Annotated in this window: 22 protein-coding genes, 3 tRNA genes and 1 pseudogene; 20 read left to right on the forward strand and 6 right to left on the reverse strand. The window is 26.8% G+C overall.

What is annotated here, in order from left to right; all coding sequences use genetic code 11:
* Positions 1 to 117 precede the first annotated feature (117 nt).
* From AC5YGA_RS02955 to AC5YGA_RS02965, 3 genes and pseudogenes are all read left to right on the forward strand, one after another.
* Positions 118 to 193 (forward strand) — tRNA-Lys (locus AC5YGA_RS02955).
* 100 nt (positions 194 to 293) lie between these two features.
* Entirely contained in the window at positions 294 to 1,469 is a 1,176-nt protein-coding gene (locus AC5YGA_RS02960; RefSeq protein WP_415309248.1) for a hypothetical protein, read from the forward strand.
* A gap of 422 nt (positions 1,470 to 1,891) precedes the next feature.
* A pseudogene (locus AC5YGA_RS02965) lies at positions 1,892 to 2,191 on the forward strand (PQQ-dependent sugar dehydrogenase); the annotation flags it as partial.
* 37 nt (positions 2,192 to 2,228) lie between these two features.
* Here AC5YGA_RS02965 and AC5YGA_RS02970 read toward each other — a convergent pair.
* Positions 2,229 to 3,056 carry a M48 family metallopeptidase gene (locus AC5YGA_RS02970; protein WP_496170021.1) on the reverse strand — a complete coding sequence of 276 codons (828 nt, stop codon included), beginning with the start codon at positions 3,054 to 3,056 and terminating at the stop codon, positions 2,229 to 2,231.
* A gap of 120 nt (positions 3,057 to 3,176) precedes the next feature.
* Between AC5YGA_RS02970 and AC5YGA_RS02975 the strand changes: the two genes are divergently transcribed.
* Positions 3,177 to 3,791, forward strand: coding sequence for a DUF502 domain-containing protein (locus AC5YGA_RS02975; protein WP_496170029.1), 615 nt, complete (start codon positions 3,177 to 3,179; stop codon positions 3,789 to 3,791).
* On the opposite strand, the gene AC5YGA_RS02980 is transcribed toward AC5YGA_RS02975, so the two are convergent.
* On the reverse strand, positions 3,788 to 5,839 hold the full coding sequence (locus AC5YGA_RS02980) for an ATP-dependent DNA helicase RecG (protein ID WP_415309251.1): 2,052 nt from the start codon (positions 5,837 to 5,839) through the stop codon (positions 3,788 to 3,790). The genes AC5YGA_RS02975 and AC5YGA_RS02980 overlap by 4 nt on opposite strands.
* Positions 5,840 to 5,864: 25 nt before the next feature.
* Here AC5YGA_RS02980 and AC5YGA_RS02985 point away from each other — a divergent pair, with 25 nt between their 5' ends.
* Positions 5,865 to 6,131 (forward strand): succinate dehydrogenase assembly factor 2, encoded by a 267-nt coding sequence (locus AC5YGA_RS02985; protein WP_415309252.1) that lies wholly within the window; start codon positions 5,865 to 5,867, stop codon positions 6,129 to 6,131.
* Here AC5YGA_RS02985 and AC5YGA_RS02990 read toward each other — a convergent pair.
* Positions 6,132 to 6,221 (reverse strand) — tRNA-Ser (locus AC5YGA_RS02990).
* A gap of 91 nt (positions 6,222 to 6,312) precedes the next feature.
* On the opposite strand from AC5YGA_RS02990, the gene rarD reads away from it, so the two are divergent.
* The 10 genes from rarD to AC5YGA_RS03040 are packed head-to-tail and all read left to right on the forward strand — an operon-like array spanning position 6,313 to position 15,551.
* On the forward strand, positions 6,313 to 7,194 hold the full coding sequence (gene rarD, locus AC5YGA_RS02995; protein ID WP_415309253.1) for an EamA family transporter RarD: 882 nt from the start codon (positions 6,313 to 6,315) through the stop codon (positions 7,192 to 7,194).
* Positions 7,181 to 8,179 carry a lytic murein transglycosylase gene (locus AC5YGA_RS03000; RefSeq protein ID WP_415309254.1) on the forward strand — a complete coding sequence of 333 codons (999 nt, stop codon included), beginning with the start codon at positions 7,181 to 7,183 and terminating at the stop codon, positions 8,177 to 8,179. Before rarD ends, AC5YGA_RS03000 begins: the two co-directional genes overlap by 14 nt.
* Positions 8,169 to 8,927 carry a hypothetical protein gene (locus tag AC5YGA_RS03005; RefSeq protein ID WP_415309255.1) on the forward strand — a complete coding sequence of 253 codons (759 nt, stop codon included), beginning with the start codon at positions 8,169 to 8,171 and terminating at the stop codon, positions 8,925 to 8,927. Before AC5YGA_RS03000 ends, AC5YGA_RS03005 begins: the two co-directional genes overlap by 11 nt.
* On the forward strand, positions 8,920 to 10,071 hold the full coding sequence (locus tag AC5YGA_RS03010; protein ID WP_415309256.1) for a D-alanyl-D-alanine carboxypeptidase family protein: 1,152 nt from the start codon (positions 8,920 to 8,922) through the stop codon (positions 10,069 to 10,071). Before AC5YGA_RS03005 ends, AC5YGA_RS03010 begins: the two co-directional genes overlap by 8 nt.
* Positions 10,064 to 10,675 carry a dTMP kinase gene (gene tmk, locus AC5YGA_RS03015; RefSeq protein WP_415309257.1) on the forward strand — a complete coding sequence of 204 codons (612 nt, stop codon included), beginning with the start codon at positions 10,064 to 10,066 and terminating at the stop codon, positions 10,673 to 10,675. The genes AC5YGA_RS03010 and tmk overlap by 8 nt, the downstream gene beginning before the upstream one ends.
* Before the next feature lie 2 nt (positions 10,676 to 10,677).
* Positions 10,678 to 11,616, forward strand: coding sequence for a DNA polymerase III delta subunit-related protein (locus AC5YGA_RS03020; protein ID WP_415309258.1), 939 nt, complete (start codon positions 10,678 to 10,680; stop codon positions 11,614 to 11,616).
* On the forward strand, positions 11,609 to 13,150 hold the full coding sequence (metG, locus tag AC5YGA_RS03025) for a methionine--tRNA ligase (protein ID WP_415309259.1): 1,542 nt from the start codon (positions 11,609 to 11,611) through the stop codon (positions 13,148 to 13,150). The genes AC5YGA_RS03020 and metG overlap by 8 nt, the downstream gene beginning before the upstream one ends.
* Positions 13,143 to 13,904: a TatD family hydrolase gene (locus AC5YGA_RS03030; protein WP_415309260.1), complete on the forward strand. Its 762-nt coding sequence runs from the start codon at positions 13,143 to 13,145 to the stop codon at positions 13,902 to 13,904. The genes metG and AC5YGA_RS03030 overlap by 8 nt, the downstream gene beginning before the upstream one ends.
* On the forward strand, positions 13,901 to 14,674 hold the full coding sequence (locus AC5YGA_RS03035) for an MBL fold metallo-hydrolase (RefSeq protein WP_415309261.1): 774 nt from the start codon (positions 13,901 to 13,903) through the stop codon (positions 14,672 to 14,674). The genes AC5YGA_RS03030 and AC5YGA_RS03035 overlap by 4 nt, the downstream gene beginning before the upstream one ends.
* Before the next feature lies 1 nt (position 14,675).
* Entirely contained in the window at positions 14,676 to 15,551 is an 876-nt protein-coding gene (locus AC5YGA_RS03040) for an NAD-dependent epimerase/dehydratase family protein (RefSeq protein ID WP_415309262.1), read from the forward strand.
* 3 nt (positions 15,552 to 15,554) lie between these two features.
* Here AC5YGA_RS03040 and AC5YGA_RS03045 read toward each other — a convergent pair whose 3' ends face one another.
* The 3 genes from AC5YGA_RS03045 to AC5YGA_RS03055 are packed head-to-tail and all read right to left on the reverse strand — an operon-like array spanning position 15,555 to position 17,799.
* Entirely contained in the window at positions 15,555 to 16,109 is a 555-nt protein-coding gene (locus tag AC5YGA_RS03045; RefSeq protein WP_415309263.1) for a glutathione peroxidase, read from the reverse strand.
* A 3-nt stretch (positions 16,110 to 16,112) separates the two neighbouring features.
* Entirely contained in the window at positions 16,113 to 17,285 is a 1,173-nt protein-coding gene (nhaA, locus tag AC5YGA_RS03050; protein ID WP_415309264.1) for a Na+/H+ antiporter NhaA, read from the reverse strand.
* Between the two features lie 4 nt (positions 17,286 to 17,289).
* Complete coding sequence (locus tag AC5YGA_RS03055; RefSeq protein WP_415309265.1) at positions 17,290 to 17,799, reverse strand: zinc-ribbon domain-containing protein; 510 nt, start codon at positions 17,797 to 17,799, stop codon at positions 17,290 to 17,292.
* Positions 17,800 to 17,892: 93 nt separating this feature from the next.
* Between AC5YGA_RS03055 and AC5YGA_RS03060 the strand changes: the two genes are divergently transcribed.
* From AC5YGA_RS03060 to recJ, 5 genes are all read left to right on the forward strand, one after another.
* A tRNA-Pro gene (locus tag AC5YGA_RS03060) sits at positions 17,893 to 17,969 on the forward strand.
* 5 nt (positions 17,970 to 17,974) lie between these two features.
* Complete coding sequence (locus AC5YGA_RS03065) at positions 17,975 to 18,256, forward strand: ETC complex I subunit (protein ID WP_415309266.1); 282 nt, start codon at positions 17,975 to 17,977, stop codon at positions 18,254 to 18,256.
* Positions 18,257 to 18,258: 2 nt separating this feature from the next.
* Positions 18,259 to 19,251, forward strand: coding sequence for a putative transporter (locus AC5YGA_RS03070; protein WP_415309267.1), 993 nt, complete (start codon positions 18,259 to 18,261; stop codon positions 19,249 to 19,251).
* Complete coding sequence (gene glpX / locus AC5YGA_RS03075) at positions 19,251 to 20,198, forward strand: class II fructose-bisphosphatase (protein ID WP_496170022.1); 948 nt, start codon at positions 19,251 to 19,253, stop codon at positions 20,196 to 20,198. The genes AC5YGA_RS03070 and glpX overlap by 1 nt, the downstream gene beginning before the upstream one ends.
* Positions 20,195 to 21,889 (forward strand): single-stranded-DNA-specific exonuclease RecJ, encoded by a 1,695-nt coding sequence (gene recJ / locus AC5YGA_RS03080; protein ID WP_415309268.1) that lies wholly within the window; start codon positions 20,195 to 20,197, stop codon positions 21,887 to 21,889. The genes glpX and recJ overlap by 4 nt, the downstream gene beginning before the upstream one ends.
* The last annotated feature ends 4 nt before the right edge of the window (positions 21,890 to 21,893 follow it).

The raw sequence follows: 21,893 nt of genomic DNA on the forward strand, positions 1-21,893 counted from the left end.
ATTGTTTAAATTTTTAAGTGTAAAGAAATTTAAAAATTTTAAAGAAGACTTAACCAATAGTTTTTTTTTAAAATTTAATAAAAAAAACATCAATCTTAACTTATTTAATTTTTATGTGGGCCCTTAGCTCAGTTGGTAGAGCAATTCCCTTTTAAGGAATGGGTCGATGGTTCGAGTCCATCAGGGCTCACCAGAAAACTTCCATTTAATGACTAAAATAATCCATTTTTTTTACTCTTAAGTATTTTTCAAAAAAGGTGTACGGTGAGTGTACGATTTAGAAATTAGCTATAATGAAAAAATTATTCAATATACTTATTATTTTGTTTATTTTCTCAAGTAGTGTTAATGCAAATGCTGACGCCGTTTTTCCATCAGGACCTGATAGAGGAGCATGTGTATCAACATTTAATAATATCAAATACAAATTTTCTTTAAAAAAGAAAAAATCAAAATGCTTTTATTGGATAAGCCATAATGAGTATTCAGATGTTTATAATAACATAGCAATGGCACTTTATAATAATAAACCAAAAAATAAAGATACTGCGTTATATTTGTTAAAAGGTACCTATTTAGAAGTTTTAATTAAAGAAAATACTTTTGAAACATTATTTCAATTAAATAATTCATCCAAAACAAAATTAAAAAAAACAATTGAAGCTGCAAAAAAAAAAGTAGTTGAGAATAGGAAAAAAGAACTTTTAATAGCTCAAAAAAAAGCCGAAGAAGAGAAAAAGAAAAAAATGGAGCAAGAAAAATTAGCTGCTGAGCAAAAACTTGAAGAAGAAAAGAGAAAATTAGAGGAAGAACGTCTAGCTGCTGAGCAAAAACTTGAAGAAGATAAGAGAAAATTTGAGGAAGAACGGTTGGCTGCTGAGCAAAAACTTGAAGAGGAAAAGAAAAAGCTTGAGGAAGAAAAATTAGCATTACAGAAAGAAATTGAAGAATTAAAGATTAAGAAAGCCGAGAATTTGGAAAAAAACAAAAAAACACCTGAGCAAATTTTAAAAGAAGAAAAAGAAAGATTAAAACAAGAAAAATTGGCTACAAAGCAAATAGCTAAAGAAGAAAAAGAAAGAAAAAAACAGGAATTATTAGCAAGAAAAAAAGAAATTAAAGAGAGAGAAAAAAAAATAAAAGAAGAGAAAATAGCAAAATTAAAGATCAAGGATGAAAAAAGCTTAAACATTGAAAAACATAAACTCTGCATGAAAATGATAGAAGCTTCTTTTTATCAAGATTGGGATAATAAAATTTTTAAAAATAAGATTATTAAAAAAGGTTTAGAAGCAGAACCTGAATTTAAAGAAAATTTAAAAGGGGTAAGAATGATGTTAGTTATGGGTTCTACTAATCCTAAAAAACGAAAAGGCGTATATCATTGGGATGACTTTGCTGGTATGGGTATGCTTTTATTATGTCCACCTGATAGGTTTAATTTAGAGCTTACAGACATTAATTATTAGTAAATTAAATTATTAAGGAAACTATTCACCAAGTAATTCCTCTGTACGGAACTACACATCAAAAAAACTTACACTTTTTAAAAACACTCTAATTTTTCGCACACCTGTTGTGTAATTCCCTTTAACGGTTGTGTAAGTCCTGCTTCGTTGTGTAAATTCCTTTTCGTACACTTTTATTAAAAATTACAAAACTAGAGTGTACGAAGAGTGTACGGTTTTATAATTTTGATTTTACGTATCTCTTAACTTTTAATCACCTCATACGAACGTTAAATGAAGGTTTTTTCTTTTAAAATGTAAATTATATTGTTGTGTAACTTTCTTTTAAGGAATGGGTCGATGGTTCGAGTCCATCAGGGCTCACCAAAAAATAATTTTAATAATTTTTAAATAAAAAATTTCATTATAAAAAAGACCATTTTAAATATGGTTATAAAGAGCCAATTTTTTCCTTTTTACCGAGTATAGGAATATCTGAAGTTATAAGACTTTCTAATAAATTTTCAATTTTATGGCAAGACAATTTTTTAATATCATCTTTAAATAAAAAAACTTTGTACCGTGTTAAATTTGATGAAAATTATAATAAAATTATTTATCTAGAAGAAATTTTTATAGGAGACCGTATAAGAGATATATTATATTTTGAAAAACAAAACACTATTTTATTATCACTTGAATTGAGTGGAGACATTTTAGTTCTTAAAAATAAAATAAAATAAAATATAATTATTTATTATATTTGAAATGATAACTTTTTTAGCCAAGTGTTATTGGTGGGTAATCTAAAATTATCGTATTTTCCCATTCAGTTAAGTTTTTAATTCTTGTGTCAGATGATGGATGAGTGCTCATAAATTGAGGTGGCTCTTTGCCTTTGTTTGCTTCTTTCATTCTCTCCCATAATTTTTTTGTTTCACGTATATCAAAACCTGACAATGATGCAAAAATCATCCCTAAATAGTCTGCCTCACTCTCCTGTGTTCTGGAAAAGGGATTCATGATTCCTATTTGAGAAAGTAGCCCTACAGTATTCATTCCAGTAGCTTGATTTATTTGCCCAAGCTTTCCTCCAGAAAAAATATCAATTAACGAAGTACTAGTTTGTAAAAGCACACCTCTACTTGCTCTTTCGATGGAGTGTTTAGCAACAGCATGTGCAATTTCATGACCCATTACTGACGCTAAGCCATTTGTATTTTTAGTAACTTCTAAAATTCCAGTGTAGATAGCTATTTTCCCTCCCGGCATACACCAGGCATTTTTAACTTTCTTGTTTTCTATTAATATATATTCCCAGTCAAAATTAGTAGTTGGGTCATCAATACCAGTTTTATTAAAATATTCAGAAATTGACACCTCCATTCTTTTTCCAATATCTTTAATTTGATTAAGTGACTCAATATCCTCACTCATCTTTTCTTTTTTTTTAACTTTTTCATAGATTTGTGCAGCTTGAGCATTTAATTTAGACTCTGGTATAATCTTTAATTGTCTTCTATCTGTAATAGGTGCTGTAGAGCATCCATTAATCACAACACCACAACAACCACATCCAATATAATTTAAAAATTTTCTTCTATTCATTTTAATAAATTTTTGATATTTATATGATTACAAATTTATATGAATTTAAACAATAAAATTTTATTAATTCTTTTTATTATAGCAATTTCATTTGTTATCTACTCCAGTTACCAATAGATTATATGTCAAAAAAAAAAAAAATCATTTCCATTAAGATTGAGAAACTATTTCTTTACTGGAGTTATAGTTCTTATACCCATAGGGTTTACACTTTACTTAAGCAAATTCTTAATTAATTTTTCAACTAGATTAGTTCCTTCAGGATTAAATCCAAACACATACCTACCTTATGCTATTCCAGGTATAGAAATTATTTTAACACTTATTTTCATTACAATCATTGGTGGTCTTTCATTATCTTTTATAGGTAAAAAATTTTTAGAAATAATTGATGATTTATTTAAAAGAATACCCATACTTAGGACTATCTATTCAGCAATTGGTCAGATGACTGATTCTTTTAGAAATCAAAATAGTAATAAAAAAAGTGTAGTATTGGTTGAGTATCCGAGAAAGGGTTCTTGGGCAGTAGGATTTGCTACAAAAGAAAACACAGGTGAAATCAAATCTAAAACAAATCAAGTTCTTATAAATGTTTTTGTTCCAACAACACCAAACCCTACGAGTGGTTTTTTATTAATGATTCCTAAAGATGATTTGATATATTTAGATATGAGTTTTGAGGAAGCGTCTAAATTTATAGTTTCCGCAGGTACTTCAACACCAAGAAGTTAAACCATGTCATTAATTATATCTGCTTGATCATACAATTTTAGTAATGCATTATATTTATTAATATTTGTATTTTCTAATTCAATCTTTTTAATTTCTTTTTCAGCCATTAAAAAAAGGTCTTCATTTTGAATAGGGTCTGCCAATCTATAATTTTTAACACCACTTTGTTTAAAACCAAGCAAATCTCCAAAACCCCTTAACTTCATATCTTCTTCAGATATTTCAAATCCATCATTTGAATTCTTTAAAATATTAATTCTTTTTTTAGCATTAACACTTAAGTTAGATTTAAATACCAGTATACAGCTAGCTTGTTTATTACCCCGGCCAACCCTTCCTCTTAATTGATGAAGTTGAGATAGTCCAAATTTATTAGCGTTCTCTATTATGATTACATTTGCATTAGGAAAGTCGATACCCACCTCTATAATCGTTGTAGAAACTAAAATTGAATATTCTTTATTTAAGAATTTATTTAATATTATTTCTTTTTCTTCATTGTTAATTTTACCATGTAACAGAGCAACTTTATTTGGGAAAATTTTATTCAAATAATCATATTTAGTAACAGATGATTGATGGTCTAACTTTTTAGATTCTTCAATTAATGGACAAACCCAAAATACCTGGTTTCCTTCTTTTATTTCTTTTTTTACAAAATTAATAATGTCATCTATTTTACTTTCTAATTTACTGTAAGTTTTGACTTCTTTTCTATGGCTTGGTTTTTCTTTAATAATAGAAATATCCATATCCCCATATACAGACATAGTTAAAGTTCTAGGTATCGGTGTGGCTGACATTAAAAGAATGTCACAATTGTCACCACCCTTATCTGATAATAATTTTCTTTGTCTTACACCAAATTTGTGCTGTTCATCAATAATAATATAGCCAAGATTTGCAAAAATTATTTTCTTTTGGAATATTGCATGAGTACCAAAAACCATATTAACTTTATTATCATTTAGTTCTTTAACAATTCTTTTTTTTTCAGCATTCTCACTTTTACTTGAAAGCAATTCAATGCAAATATCTTTAGGAAACAATTTCTTTGCTAATACGTAGTGTTGTCTAGCTAATATTTCTGTTGGGGCCATCAATGCTACTTGAAACCCTGAATTAATAACACTTAAGGAGCTAATTAAAGCAACAATAGTTTTTCCACTTCCTACATCTCCCTGCAAAAGTCTAAACATTTTACTTTTAGAGCTTAGATCTTTATTAATATCATTTAATGATTTATTTTGATCATTCGTAAGATTAAAATTTAACTTGTCAATGATATTATTATGAGCCTTCTTAGTAAATTTTTTTGAATCTTTTTTAATTTTTTTAATTTTTTTTCTAATTTCAGAATTAACTAAAAATGATGCTAGTATCTCATCATACGCAAGTCTTTTATAGAAGCTTGATTTATAATTTTCAATATTTGTAGGATCATGTAATTTAACTATAGAGTCGTTCCAGCTTTCATTGTTAAAAAATTTTAATACATCCTCATCATGCCATTCCGTTAATACTGGTAAATTTTTTAAAATTTGATTAATAATATTATTATAAGTTTTTTCAGTAATACCTTCTGTTAAAGAATATTTATTATCTATAGTTTCTACTAATGAACTATCTTGTGAAATATAAGTTGGATTTGTAATTTGATATCGTCCTTTATAGTTGCCAATCTTTCCACTAATTGTTATCTCTTTATTTAATGGTAAAATCTTTCTTATATACCCCTCATGACTATTAAAAAAAATGCAATCGATTTTTCCTGTTTGGTCGTGACAATTAACTTTATTAGGTAAATTTCTAACTCTTGGAAACTGATATTTTACTGGAACAATTCGGATAGTTTGTGTCACGCCTATTTGAAGATCACAAATTTTACTCACTAACGTTCTATCAGTATATGATTTTGGTAATCTCCATAGTAGATCAAAAATATTATTGACCTTTTTCTTCTTTAAAATTTCCATGGTTTTTTTACCTACACCATTTAATTTTGTAAGGTCAGCTAATAAATAATCATAATTATTTATATTTTTCATGTTAAATAGAATATATAAAAAATTTATGATCATTAATATAAAGGAATTAAAAAATAAAATAATTTATCGCGCTAACTATAGAGGCACAAAGGAAATGGATAAATTATTAGGCTCATTTACCAAAATATACATCAATCAATTAGATGATAATGAACTACTTCTTCTATGCAATTTGTTAGATCATGATGATGAAAACCTCTATAAATTAAACCAAGGTCTGGAAATGTCAATCAAGATTGAAAAAAATAAAGTTACTGAACTATTTAAAGTATACGAATATGAAAATAAATAATGGCGGAGAGACTGAGATTCGAACTCAGGAAAGAGTTGCCCCTTTGCCGGTTTTCAAGACCGGTGCATTCAACCGCTCTGCCATCTCTCCGTAGCAAGGTTTTATTATTATAAAATTTTAATTCAACAATTAAATTGAAAAATTAATCATATAATGAATTAATACCTTAAATATTAATATAATGAAAAATCAAAACTTCAATAAAGGTATAACTTTAACAGCTTTGGGATCTTTTTGGTGGGGCGTAATAGGAGTTATCTATTTTAAATACATATCATTTGTTGGGCCTATTGAGGTCGTTATACATCGGTGTGTATGGACATCTGTTGTATTAATTATATCTACTTTCTATTTTTCCAAATGGAATATTTTTTTTGAGATCATTTCTAATAAAAAAAAACTAATTTGGTTATTTTTTTCTGGCTTTTTAATATTTATTAATTGGGCTACCTGGATATATGCGGTAGGGACCGAAAGGATTATTGATGCAAGTTTTGGATATTTCATAATGCCTATTTTAAGTGTTTTCTTGGGTTATATTTTTTATGGAGAAAAAATTAATAAAAAAAGAGGACTTTCAATTGTATTGGTCTTAATTTCAATATTATTTCTTCTGTTCTTAAATTTTGATGGAATCCCTTGGGTTGGAATAATTGTTGCACTTAGCTGGGGTTTTTATAATTTATTAAGAAAAAAAATTAATGTTGATACTGATGTTGGTTTATTAGTCGAAAGTCTTTTCATTTTTCCTTTTGCTTTGATTTCTTTTTTTTTAATTTTTCAAAATAATCTAAATGATTTCAGTTTATCCAACCCACCCTTAATGTTAATACTTATGTTAGCAGGCCCAATGACTGTTATACCTCTTTTTATGTATGTAAGAGGTGTTGAGTTGTGTGGTCTTGGTCCTACTGGAATGATATTCTATATAACTCCAACTTTTCAATTTTTACTTGGTTTTTTTTATTATAATGAACCTTTTTCATTTGAAAAGTCATTAAGTTTCATTTTAATATGGATTGCTGTAGTTATTTATTTAAAAGATTTATATGAAAAAAATTAATTTTTTTATAACATTATTCCTACTTCTTTCTATTGAAGCACCAAGAGCAATTGATAAATCATTTGATGAATGGCTTAAGAATTTTAAAACTTATGCATTAGAAAATAATATTTCTGAAACAACATTTGATATAGCAATGTCTGATGTAGTTTTTTTACCTAAAGTTATAAAATATGATCGTTTTCAACCAGAATTTTATGAAGATACAAAAACCTATATATCAAAAAGATCATCTAACCTTAAAGTTAAACAGGGAACTAAACTGTATAAATCAAATGAAATTTTTATTAACGTAATTGACAAAAAATTTTCAGTTGAAAAGAGTTTACTGCTAGCCTTAATGGGAATTGAAACAAATTTTGGAACATATGTAGGTAAAATGGATATCTTATCATCATTAGCTACACTAAGTTTTGATGAAAGAAGGTCAGAATTTTTTACAAAAGAGCTCATTACCTTACTTCAACTAGTTGAGACTAAAAAAATTGACCATAATATTTTATATGGATCGTGGGCGGGTGCATTTGGTAATTTTCAATTTATGCCTTCTACTATTGAACGTTATGCAATTGATTATGATAAAAATAAAATAATTGAACTTAAATCTACAAAAGACTCTTTTGCATCAGCTGCTAATTATATTAACAAAATTGGTTGGAAGAAAAATCAACCATGTTTTATTAGGGTTAAATTAACTAAAAATGTTCCAAAAGATTTATTAAATACATCTGCCAAAAAACTACATAGTAAAAATAAATTTGGAAACTTAAAAAATTTTATTAAAAATAAAAATGATTTTACAATAAATGATGATTTAATCGGATCCATCATTACGCCAGACAAAGATATAATTCCTAACTCTGAAAATTTAGAACCTGCTTATATAGTTTTTGAAAATTATGAAAAGATACTTCAGTGGAATAGATCTTTAAGGTTTGGTTTAGCTGTATGTACACTAAAGGATAAGTTTGAAAATGTTTTATAAAAATTTACTAATTTTTACTTTTTTTTTGCTTATAACTAATTGCACAACAGGAAATTTAGTTACAAATAAACCTACTATTACTATTATTAATGGTTACACAAACAAAGGCTTTGCTTTAATTTATAACAAAAATCTCTATCAAAAAAAAATTATAAATAGAAAAATCGAGGAACGAAGCTTAATTATATTTCAAAAAAATTTAAAAAATAATACACAAGTCAAAATTACTAATATTCTGAATAATAAATCATTAATAGCTACAGTAGGAAGGAAAACTAATTACCCTTCATTTAATAATGCCGTATTGTCTACACGGATAGCGGATGAGTTAGATCTAGATATAAACCAGCCCTATGTTGAGATTATAGAAATACTTGAAAATTCAATTTTTATTGCCAAAAAAGCAAAGACTTATGAGGAAGAAAAAAATGTTGCCGTTAAAGCGCCAGTGAATAATATTAGTATTAATGATTTGAATGTTGATAAAAATAATAATGAAAAAAAAACAAATATAGATTTTTCCTATTCTATAAAAATTGCAGATTTTTTCTTTCATAATACTGCACTAGTGATGTTGAATAGAATCAGGATTGAGAGTCCAATTAAAAATCCTAAAATAAAAAAAATTACTGATACTAAATATAGAGTTTACTTAGGTCCTTTTGACAACATTATCTCTCTACAAAAATCATTTAATGATATAAGCATACTTGAGTTTGAAAACATCGAAATTATAAAAAATGATTAAAATAAAATTTTTAACACTTATAATAACACTTCTTTTAACATTTAGCTCCAATGCTGCGTTTGATATAAAAGCAAGAACTGCAATATTGCAAGATTATCTTTCAGGAGAAATATTATATGAGAAGGATCCTGATAAATCGATATACCCTGCCTCTATGACAAAAATTATGACCGCTATAATTGCGTTTGATTTGATAAAAAGTGGTGATCTAAATTTAGATGAAAAATTTTTGGTTTCTGAAAATGCTTGGAGATTATCTTCAGCTGGTTATTCTTCTATGTTTATAATGGTTGGTGACGAAGTGAGTGTCGAAAATTTACTCAAAGGAATAATAGTTGCCTCTGGTAACGATGCATGTGTTGCTTTAGCTGAAGGTATAGCAGGCACAGAAGAAGAATTTGCTATTATGATGACCGCAAAAGCAAAAGAAATAGGCATGGAAAATACAAATTTTGCTAATTCATCGGGAATAAATAATACTGAAAATATTTCTACAGTTAAAGATATTATGATTATGTCTAATTATCTTATTAAAGAATTTCCTGTGGAGTATAAATTTTTTTCTGAAAAAGAATTTACTTGGGATAGAACTGGTGGCGATCCCATTACTCAAGGTAATAGAAATCCACTTTTATACAAAAACTTTGGTGTTGATGGTATTAAAACAGGCTATTTAGCAGTTGAAAAATACTCGTTAGCCTCTTCTGTTTATAGGAATGGAAGAAGACTAATAGCTGTTGCAAGTGGTTTTGACTCAAAAAAAGATAGATCGAAAGAAAGTGCTAAACTTTTAACGTGGGGTTTAACTAATTTTGATTTAATTGAAATTGCAAAAACAAATGTTCCAATAGATGAAGTGGAAGTTTGGTTAGGTAAAAAAAAAACAATTGGAGTATATGTAAAAACTGATATTTATAAAACAATTCCAAAAGCACGTAAAAAATATATGAAAGTTTCAATTACTTATAATGGTCCAATTCCTGCACCTATTAAAAAAGACGAAATTTTAGGTGTGTTAAAAGTTTCTTATAAAGATAAACTCATAGAAAAATATGACTTATACGCCATTGATAATGTTAAAAAATTAAATGTTTTTTCTAGATTAATGAAATCAATTAATTTTTTGATTTGGGGTGATGTCTAGAAAATTAATTATAGTCTTTGAAGGTATAGAAGGGACTGGAAAATCCCATCATATAAATAAAGTAGCAAAATATCTAAGATCAAAGAAGAAAGATTTTATTCAAATAAGAGAGCCAGGTGGAAGTAAAAACTCAGAGAAAATAAGAAAACTTATTTTAGATAATAAATCCTCTTTTAATAATTACACAGACTTATTGTTATACTTATCTGCAAGAAGTGAAAATATAGAGATAATAAAAACAAATATTGGAAAAAAAATCATATTAATTGATAGATTTACCGACTCAACTATAGCTTATCAACATTATGGAATGGGAGTAAATCTCAAATTTATTAAAAATATTAATAATTTCTTGTTAAAAAATATAAATATTGATTTTACTTTTTTAAATACTGTTAATAAAAAAAATATGAAAGATAGGTTGATGAATAGAAAAATATTAAACAGATATGATAAATTTGATTATATTTTCTATAGTAAAGTACAAAATGGGTTTTTAAAAATTTTAAAAAAAAATCCAAAAAAATATATGCAGATAGATTCTAACTTAAATATTAAATATAATGAAAAAATTATATTAAATAAAATTGATGATTTGATTTAAATATGAATTTAAAACCTTCAGAGAATATAAATTTATATGGAATGAATAATTTTTTTAATGAAATAAAAAAACTTTATGATGAAAAAAAAATGCCTAATAAGATTTTATTATCAGGGAAAAAAGGGTTGGGTAAATCAACTTTAGCTTATCATATTATAAATTATATTTTATCTTCAAACGAAGAATATAAATACGATTCATTAAATTTTTTGATTAATAATGAAAATAAATCTTTTAGATTATTAAAAAACAACTCACATCCAAATTTTTATTTGATTGATTTATTAAATGATAAAAAGAATATTGACGTCTCTCAAATTAGAAAAATGATCTCTTATACTAATAAATCTACATTTAATAATATGGCTAGATTTATATTGATTGATAATATTGAAAATCTTAATAAAAGCTCAGTTAATGCGTTACTTAAAATTATTGAAGAACCTAACGAAAATATTTTTTTTATTTTAGTTAATAATTCTGAGAAATTTATTTTACCTACTTTGAAATCTAGATGCTTAACTTTCAAAATTAATCTTACTTTCAATCAATCAATACATGTATCAAATCAAATATTGAACGATGATATATTTCAGCTAATAAATCCTGATTTAATCAGTTATTACAACTCCCCAGGTGAAATTATTGATTTGATTAATTTTTCTAAGGATAAAGATATAAACCTTAGAGATTATACATTGGTTAATTTTATAAACTTTTTAATTGATAATGCTTTGTATAAAAAAGATAAATTTGTAAAAAATATGTTAATTAACTTTATTGAGTTATTTTTTTTAAAAGAGTACAAATTAACTAATATAAAAAAAACATTACTAAGTCTTTACTATAATTTTAATAGAAGAATTCACAATACAGAAAAATTCAACCTTGATGAAGAAAGTTTATTTTTAGAATTCAAATCAAAACTATTAAATGGATAAAAATTTTTATATAACAACCCCAATATATTATCCTTCAGCAAAACCTCACATGGGTCATGCTTACTCTAGTATAATTGCTGACTTTTTTGCTAGATTTAAGCGTATTGATGGTTTTGACGTACATTTTTTAACCGGAACTGACGAACATGGGCTAAAAATTCAACGTGCTGCTGAAACTAAAAATATTGAACCGTTAAATTTTTGTGATCAAATTAGTCAAACCTTTAGAGATCTTTCTAAAACATTAAATTTATCTAACACAGATTTTATCAGAACAACCGAAGACAGGCATAAAAAAACTGTACAGTATTTATGGTCAGAACTTGAAAAAAATAATGACATTTACCTTTCAAAATACTCAGGATGGTATTCAGTATCTGATGAAGCATTCTATGGTGAGGATGAAATAATCAATAAAGATGAAATTAAGATTGCTGAAGTCTCAGGATCTCCTGTTGAATGGATTGAGGAAGAGTCTTATTTTTTTAGATTATCAAAGTGGGAAAATGATCTTTTAAACTATTATGAAAAAAATCCTGATTTTATTTCACCAAAATCAAGAAAAAATGAGGTAGTTAGTTTTGTGAAAGGTGGCTTGAAAGATTTATCCATTAGTAGAAAAGCATTTTCATGGGGAATTAAAGTACCCAACAACCCTGAGCATGTTATTTATGTGTGGTTAGATGCTTTAACAAACTATATTAGTGCTCTCAATTACCCCGATACAAATGACAAATTGTTTAAAAAATTTTGGCCTGCATCTCTTCATTTAATAGGAAAAGATATTCTAAGGTTTCATGCTGTTTATTGGCCTGCTTTTTTAATGGCAGCAAAAATCCCTTTACCAGAGAAAGTTTATGGACATGGTTGGATTTTGTCTGGTGAAGAAAAAATGTCAAAATCAAAAGGAAATATTTTGGACCCACTAGATATAATTGACATTTATGGTCTAGATCCTTTGAGATACTATTTAATTAAAGAAGTATCTTTTGGTAATGATGGAAATATATCTCAAGATAAATTAGAGGATTGTATAAATAGTGATTTAGCAAATAATTATGGTAATTTGTGTCAAAGAGTTACTGCATTTGCAGAAAAAAATTGTTCATTAAAAGTACCTGAGATTAAAAACTTTAATGAAGAAGATCTTATAATTTTAGATAAATTTACAAAAAATCTTCCCATAATAAGAGAAGAAATTGACAAACAAAATGTTAATTTTTATATAAACTTTATAGTAAATGCTTTATTTGAAGCAAATAAATATTTTAATGATCAAGAACCTTGGAAAAAAAAGGATGATAAAGATAGGCTAAATACTATTGTCTATACATCTTTAGAGTTAATTAGAAAAATTTCTTTTATGCTTTATCCTATAATTCCAGATACTATTGAAAAAGTTTTGAAAATTTTTAATCTTAATCCTTTAGATATAAAAATTGAGTCTATAGCCATACACAAAAATTTAATACCAGGGGATAATTTAAAACGAATTGATATCTTATTTAAAAAAATAGAAAAAGATAATGATTGATTCACATTGCCATTTAGATCATTCACCTCTGATAGAGAATCTTCTTGATGTTGTAAAAAGATCAAGAAAAATTGGAATTACAAAGCTATTAACAATTTGTACAACACTTGAAAGTTTTGAAAAAATTAAAACTATAGTTGAGCAAGATGAAATAATTTTTGGTACGTATGGAATACACCCTCATGAAACTGAGAAGAATCAAGTTGATAAAGAAACAATTATTAGATCTGTTAAAGAAAATAATAAGATTATTGGTATAGGTGAAACTGGTTTAGATTTTTTTTATAATCATAGCAACAGAGACAAGCAAATAAGTAGTTTTAAGCATCATATCGAAGCTTCTATCGAGCTTAATAAGCCTATAATTATTCACTCCAGAAATGCCGAAAAAGAAACCTTTGAGATTCTTAATTCATATAAAAATGCTAATTTAAAAATTTTGATGCACTGTTTTACTGGATCACTTGAGTTTTCAAAAAAACTTCTATCACTTAATGCTTTTTTTTCTGCAAGCGGAATAATTACCTTTAAAAATAGTACAGAACTTCAACATACTTTTAAAATGTTACCACTGGAAAAACTTCTTATTGAAACAGATAGTCCTTTTCTAGCACCTATACCTATGAGAGGTAAAAAAAATGAACCATCATTTATTAAGTATACTTTATCTGTCTTGGCTAAATTAAAAGGTTTAGATGATAATGATATGTCTCAAATTACAACAGACAATTTTAATAATTTATTTTTTAAATGAATATAAAATTTACACTTTTAGGAACTGGTAGCTCAATGGGCGTGCCAAGACCAGATGGATATTTTGGAAATTGTGATCCAAGTAATAAAAAAAATCATAGAACTAGATGTTCTGCATTAATTTCTTTCAATAAAAAAAATACATTAATTGATACTAGTCCCGATTTAAGAAATCAATTATTGTCTGAAAAGATAACAACAATAGATAGTGTTTTATATACACATTTTCATGCTGACCAAACTCACGGTATCAACGATCTAAGAATATTTTATTTAAAAAATAAAAATAAGATACCTGTTTATTGTGACAACCTAACATCTAGATATTTAAATAATAATTTCTCATATTGTTTTGTAAATAAATATGATTATCCAGCTATATTAAAACTTAGGACTTTAAAAAAAACTTTTTATTTAAGTAGTTTAAAACGTAATATTAAGATTAGGGCGATACCAGTAAAACATGGTTTAATTGACTCAATAGCTTATATTATAAATGATAAACTTGCATATGCTAGTGATGCAAACAAATTTTATGAAAAAGATATTAGGTATTTTAAAAATCTAAAATATTTAATTATAGACTGTTTAAGATATAATAAGCATCCTTCACATTTTTGTTTAGAAGAGGTGTTTAAAATTCACTCAAATTTAAAACCCAAAAAAACTATTTTAACAAATTTACATTCAGATCTTGACTATAAAAAACTCTTGAAAATACTACCTAATAATATAATACCAGGCTACGATGGCTTAAGTGTAAATATTTAATATGAAAAAAAATACAATTGTTGTTACTGGTGGTGCTGGTTTCGTTGGTTCAAACCTTATTTCCTTACTTATCAATAAAACTAAATTTAATATCATAAGTATAGACAATTATTCATCAGGTTTTAAAAGAAACCATATTAAAAATGTTAGAGTTAAATACTTAAAATCTGACACTAAACATATAGCAAAATTATTAAAGAAGCCAAAAATAATAAATTCTATATTTCATTTTGGGGAATTTGCTCGTATTTACCAAAGTTTTATTAATATGAATGATTGTATTGACTCAAATACAATTGGCTCAAATGCGGTATTTAATTATTGTTTAAGTAATAAGATAAAACTTATTTATTCAGCTACTTCAGCTACATTGGGTAATAAGGGTGATGACAAAAATCTCTCACCTTATGCATTCACAAAGGCAAAAAATTTAGAATTACTTGAAAATTTAAAAAAATGGTTCAATTTTAAATTCGAAATAATTTATTTCTATAATGTTTATGGTCCAAATCAAATCTGCACCGGTAAAATGTCAACTGTAATTGGAATCTTTGAAGATTGTTATAAAAATAAGAAAATATTAAATGTTGTCAAACCAGGCACTCAATCAAGAAGGTTTACACATATTTTAGATACTGTTGAAATTTGTTATTTGGCATGGAAAAATAATAAATGTAGACATTATAGTATCTCTAATCGTAAGAGTTATACAATTATGCAGGTGGCTAAAATGTTTGGTTCTAGAATAAAATTGACAAAAAAAAGACCTGGTGAAAGATACGCTTCAGCACTATCGAGTGTTAATTTGAATAATAAGGTCTTTAAATATTTTGGTAATATAAATTTAAAGGATTATATATCAAAAATTATTAATTAATTTTTATAAAATTTTTTCTATTTTTTTAATTATCTTTTTTGAAGTTGGATTTATGAAGGAATTAAATGTATCTTCAATTTTTCCATCTTTATTAATTAAAATTTTATGAAAGTTCCATTTTGGTATAGTTGATGATCCATAATTTTTATTTGCCCATTGATAAATATCATGAGCATTTGGACCTTTAACATCTACTTTGTCAGTTATTGGGAATGTAATATTAAAATTTGTTTCACAAAAATCTTTAATTTCTTTATTAGTGCCTTGCTCTTGGTTGCCAAATTGATTTGAAGGCACAGCAATAACAGAAAATCCTCTATCTTTATAATTATCAAATAGTGTTTGAAGATCGGCATATTGTTTTGTAAAACCGCATTTACTAGCAACATTTACTAATAGAATGGTTCTACCTTTATATCTGTTTAAATCTATTGTTTCATTATTTATATCTTTGATACTTAAGTCAAAAAAAAGTTTTTCATAATTAGCACTAACTTTTTGAAATATTGAAAACATAAATAAAGTAATTAAAATTAATATATAATTTTTATAGTACATGAATTATTTTTTTGATGTAAGTAATAGTATAAAGTACCCAAATATAGTTGACAATAATGATCCTGCTAATACTCCAATTTTAACACCATCTATGTATTGTATATTTTCGACAAATGCTAAATTTCCAACAAATAAACTCATTGTAAAACCAATTCCAGTTAAGATTGACACTCCATATAAACTTAGCCAGCTGGAATTATCAGGCATTTGTGCGAAGCCAATTCTCACTGCAACATAGGAAAAGATCATAACACCCACTTGTTTACCTAGAAATAATCCAAGAAGTATACCTAGAGGAACTGGTTGTAATAAAGACATTACAGATAAACCCTCCAATGAAACTCCTGCATTAGCAAATGCAAATATTGGCATTATCAAAAAAGCCACATACGGGCTTATTGCATGTTCAAGTTTAATTAACAAAGAAAAGTCTCTTTCTTTAGATCTATGAGGTATTGTTGATGCTAAAAGCACACCAGCAATTGTTGCGTGGATACCTGACTTATATGTAAAGTACCACATAAATGAACCAATTATTAAGTAGGGTAAAAATTTTTTAACTCCATATTTATTTAAAATAAGTAAAAATATATAAGAGATTAAGATTAAGCTTAAATAGCTTATACTTAGATCGCCTGAGTAGAAAAAAGCAATAATAAGAATTGCACCGAGGTCATCAATAATAGCTAGTGCTGTTAAAAAAATTTTTAAAGAGATGGGAACTCTAGAACCAAGAAGTGATAAAATTCCTAAAGAAAATGCTATATCTGTTGCAGATGGAATAGCCCAGCCGTTTAATGTTTCTGTGCTTCCAAAATTTATACCAACATAAACCAGGGCAGGGATTAACATGCCACCAACAGCTCCAATTATTGGTAGTAATGCTTTTTTTAAATTCGATAATTCACCTTGAATAAATTCTCTTTTAATTTCTAAAGTAACAAAAAAGAAAAAAATAGCCATTAGTAAGTCGTTAATCCAGTGATGAACAGAGAGTTTTAATCCAAAATCATTTATACCAATAAATAAATATTGTTCTAATGTGCTAAAATATAAAGTACTAAAACTAGAGTTACTGACTACCAAGGCTATAATAGCTGCTATTAATAAAACTAAACCACTTGCAGCTTCTAATTTAAAGAACCATTTAAAAGGTTTTGATAAATTTCTAATCATAAAATTAAATTAAATCTTTTATAAATAAATTAATATCATTAATGGTTTCATATAAATTATAAAGGATAAACTCTATATTTGGAAAAACTTTACTAATAGGGGCTTGAAAGGTATCAATGATAATAATTAATGCTATAAAAGAGATTATGAAAACAAAGATTAAATTCAATATATTAAAATTTTTTTTATTTATAGATGTTTTTAATTGAAAGCTACTGTTTACATTTTGATTAGTTGTATTTTTTTCTGTAAGAAAATCTTCTTTAATATCTGTGTCTAAAGTTTCATCATTATTTGTGCTTAAATTCATTTCAGTTTCAGATATATCTTTAAATAACACTGTACTAGCTGATTGTTTATTACTTTTAACTGATGAAATAGGCTCATTTTTAATTATCTTTTTAAAAAACCATTTATGACTACAGCCATTACACTGAAGCAACCTACCCTCATCAGGTATGAGCTTTGAATCTAGGTCAAATTTTTTGTCACAGTTAATACAAGTAATGATCATTATTCTTGTATACCTGATTCTTCCAAAAAAGACTTATTTTAGATGTTCTTTATTCTTTGAAATTAGCAATATCTAATGTATTAGTACCTCAATCGGGGCGTAGCGCAGCCTGGTAGCGCATCTGGTTTGGGACCAGAGGGTCGCAGGTTCAAATCCTGCCGCCCCGACCAATATTATGAATAAAGCAAAAATTTATATACCAACAAAGAACTCAATGCAGTCTGGTCTTGGTAAAGCAGACAAATGGATTATCAAATTTGAAGTTGAAAATACTGGCATTAATCCTTTAATGGGTTGGGAAACTAGCTCTAATACTCTTTCAGAATTAAATTTAGAATTTACAACTAAAGAATTAGCAATAGAATATGCAAAAAAAAACAAAATTGACTTTGAAATAATTGAACCTCAAAAGAGAAAAACTATTAAAAAGTCATATGCAGATAATTTTCTAAAATAATAATGTTTAAATTTTTTACTCAAAAAAAATGGCAATTATGGGCTTGGTTAGGGTCATTTGTAATTTTATCCTCATTGTGGGTTCAAGTAAAAATCGATGTTGAAATAAATGAATGGTTTGGTCAATTTTATGACATGATTCAAAAAGCTCTTGCTGCTCCTAATGCAATTACAATTGATGAGTACTGGGCTAGTTTAGCTTCATTTATTACACTGGCAGGAATGTATATTGCTCTTTATGTTGCAATAAGTTTTTTTACAGCGCATTTTTTATTTAGATGGAGAACTGCAATGGTGGAGTGGTATCACTCAGTTTATGATAAAGCTCGAAAAATAGAAGGTGCTTCTCAAAGAGTTCAAGAGGATACAATCAAATTTACACGTATTATGGAATCTCTAGGCACAAGTTTCATAGAGTCTGTTATGGTGTTGATACAGTTTGTTCCCATTCTACTAGGACTTTCTGTTGGTATACCAATTTTCTTTTTTGGTGATTGGCAATATGGATTAATAACAGGTGCATTGCTTTGGACATTAGGTGGTACAGCTTTTTTGATAGGACTTGGTTGGATATTACGTTTAGTTGGTGTTGAATATGACCTTCAAAAAAAAGAAGCTGCTTATAGAAAAATACTAGTAGTAGCAGAAGATGATAACAATGTTAGACCCAAAACAATAAATGAGTTATTTGATAATGTTCGTTCAATACATTTTTTAAGCTATATACGTTATTTATATTTTAATGTTGGTCGTATGGCTTATTTACAGGCCAATGTTTTATCAGCTTATGTTTTTTTAGCTCCAGCAATTGTTGCTGGCGTTGTAACATTAGGTGTTATGCAACAAATAATAAGAGCCTTTGGAAGAGTAGAAGGTTCTATGCAATACTTATTAAAAGCCTGGCCTACCATTATAGAATTAGCAAGTGTTTATAAACGTCTAAGAGAATTTGAAAATGTGATAAATTCTACTGAGTCAATAGACGAAAAAATTTAATGGCTATTAATAAAAAATATGTTGACCTAATTTTAAATGTTTCTGAAAAAGCAGCTTTAGCATCATCTTATTTAGTTGGAAAAAAAGACAAAATTGCAGCAGATCAGGCAGCTGTTGATGCAATGCGGTCTGAATTAAATAAAATAGATATGAATGGTGAAGTTGTTATTGGTGAAGGTTCGCTGGATGAGGCACCAATGCTTTACACGGGTGAAAAACTTGGAAATAAAAATGGACCATATTTTGATATAGCTGTCGACCCCTTAGAGGGAACAAATTTTGCAGCAAACAATCTACCTGGTGCTACATCAGTTATTGCAATTGCTGAAAAAGGAAATCTTTTTAATGCACCAGAAACTTATATGAATAAAATTGCCACTAGAAAAATTGAAAAAGGGTTAATTGATTTAGATTTTACTTTAAAAAAGAATCTTTCTAACCTTTCTGAATTTTTAAATAAGGATATTTCCTCACTTACTGCATGTGTAATGGATAGACCAAGACATAAAAAAATAATTGACGAACTTAAACAACTGAATGTTAAGATTAAACTTATTACTGATGGTGATGTTCTTGGTGCTTTGTATGTTACAGATCCAAAATATAATGTTGATATATTTTTAGGTATAGGAGGTGGTCCAGAAGGTGTTTTAGCGGCATCAGCTCTTGATGCCTTTGACTGCCATTTTCAAGGAAGATTTATATTTGATAAGAACAAAGACATTAATGATGCAAAAGCAATGGGTATAAATGATTTAAATAAAAAATATGAATTAAATGAAATTATAAAAGGGGACTCTATATTTTGCTCTACTGGTATTACGACAAGTGAGATGCTAACTGGAGTGGAGATTAATAATAACAAATATACTACTGAAACACTAGTTACACATAAAAGTTTAAAATTTAAAGAAACTATAAAAAGAACAAATCTTATTGAAGAATGATTTCTGTTTCAGGTAAGAAGTGGGAACAAAAAAAAATTAATCAAAACTTAATCGATAAATTAAAACAAGATTTTAATTTTAGTGACATTTTATCGAGACTAATTATTTCAAGAAAGTTTGAAGATGATGAAATTGCAACAATCAACACAGATTTAGATTTAAACAACGTTTTTTTAAACAATGAAGATTTCAATAAATCTATTAAACTTGTTGTTGATTGTATCAATAACAATGAAAAAATATGTATTTTAGGTGATTATGATGTCGATGGATCTGCTGCTACATCGTTATTTGTTAAATTTTTAGAAAGTATAAATCACACGTTTTTTTATTATATACCTGACAGGGAAATAGATGGCTATGGTGCCACCAAAAAATTATTCCAAAAACTAATCTTGGAAAAGCCTAGATTGATTATAATGGTTGATTGTGGCTCTACCTCTAACGAAGCAATAGATTTTCTAAATAAGAATGAAATAAAATCTTTGATTATTGATCATCACGAAATTAACAAACCATTTCCAAGTGCAAACTCAATTATAAATCCAAAAAAAGATAATGGTTATAAAGAGTATGATTATTTGTGTGCAACAGCACTTACATATTTTTTTTTAGATTTATTGATTAAAGAAATAAAAAGTGAAATTGAAATATCAGATTATCTAATTTATGTTTTGTTGGCTACTGTATGTGATGTCATGCCTTTAAGAAAGCTTAACAGATTAATTGCACTGAACGCTCTTAAAAATTTTGATATAAAAAAAAACTTACCCCTTAATACTTTATTTGAATTAAATGAAAAAAAAAGTAAAATTACTATTAATGATTTGGGTTTTTTAATTGGTCCAATATTAAATGCTGGGGGTAGATTGGGAAAATCTCAATATGCTACAGAACTATTATCTTCTAATAATAGCCAAATAATAAAAGATAGATCTAAATACTTAATCAAATTAAATGATAAAAGAAAAGAAATTGAAACTTTAGTATTAAATGAAATTGATTTTCAAAAAATAGAAAAAGAAAACAAAAATATCATTATTTACTATAATCCAAATATTAATGAAGGTTTGATAGGAATTATTGCTGCTAGATTAAAGGATTATTACAATAAACCATCTATTGTTATAACTTCTTCTAATCAATTATTAAAAGGATCTGCTAGATCAGTTTACAATTATAATATTGGGCGTGTGATTAAAAATTCATTAGATTTAGATATAATTATAGGTGGTGGTGGTCACAATATGGCTGCTGGGTTTACGTTAAAAAATGAAAATCTTAAAAATTTTGAAAAATATATATTGGAAGATTTTTTTGAATCTAACACTATAAATAATAATACTTTTTTGTATGAGTCTGAAATTTCATCACTCGCATTTAATCAAGATTTTTATGATAGTATAAAAAAATTAGAACCTTTTGGTACAGGAAACTTGATACCAACGTTCTTATTAAGAGATTTAAAAATAATTAAGACCACGGTGTTAAATAAAAAACATATTTCTATAATATTAAAGTCAAAAACAGGATTTTCAATTAAATCAATATCATTTAATTCCATTAATACTAGGGTTGGTGAATACTTAATGAGTTATAAAAATAACATTAATATAATAGGTCAAATCAATGAAAATATCTGGAACAATAAAAAAACTCTTCAATTAACTATTAGAGACCTTATCCTATAATTTA

The organism is Candidatus Pelagibacter sp. uisw_091, assembly GCF_059512525.1.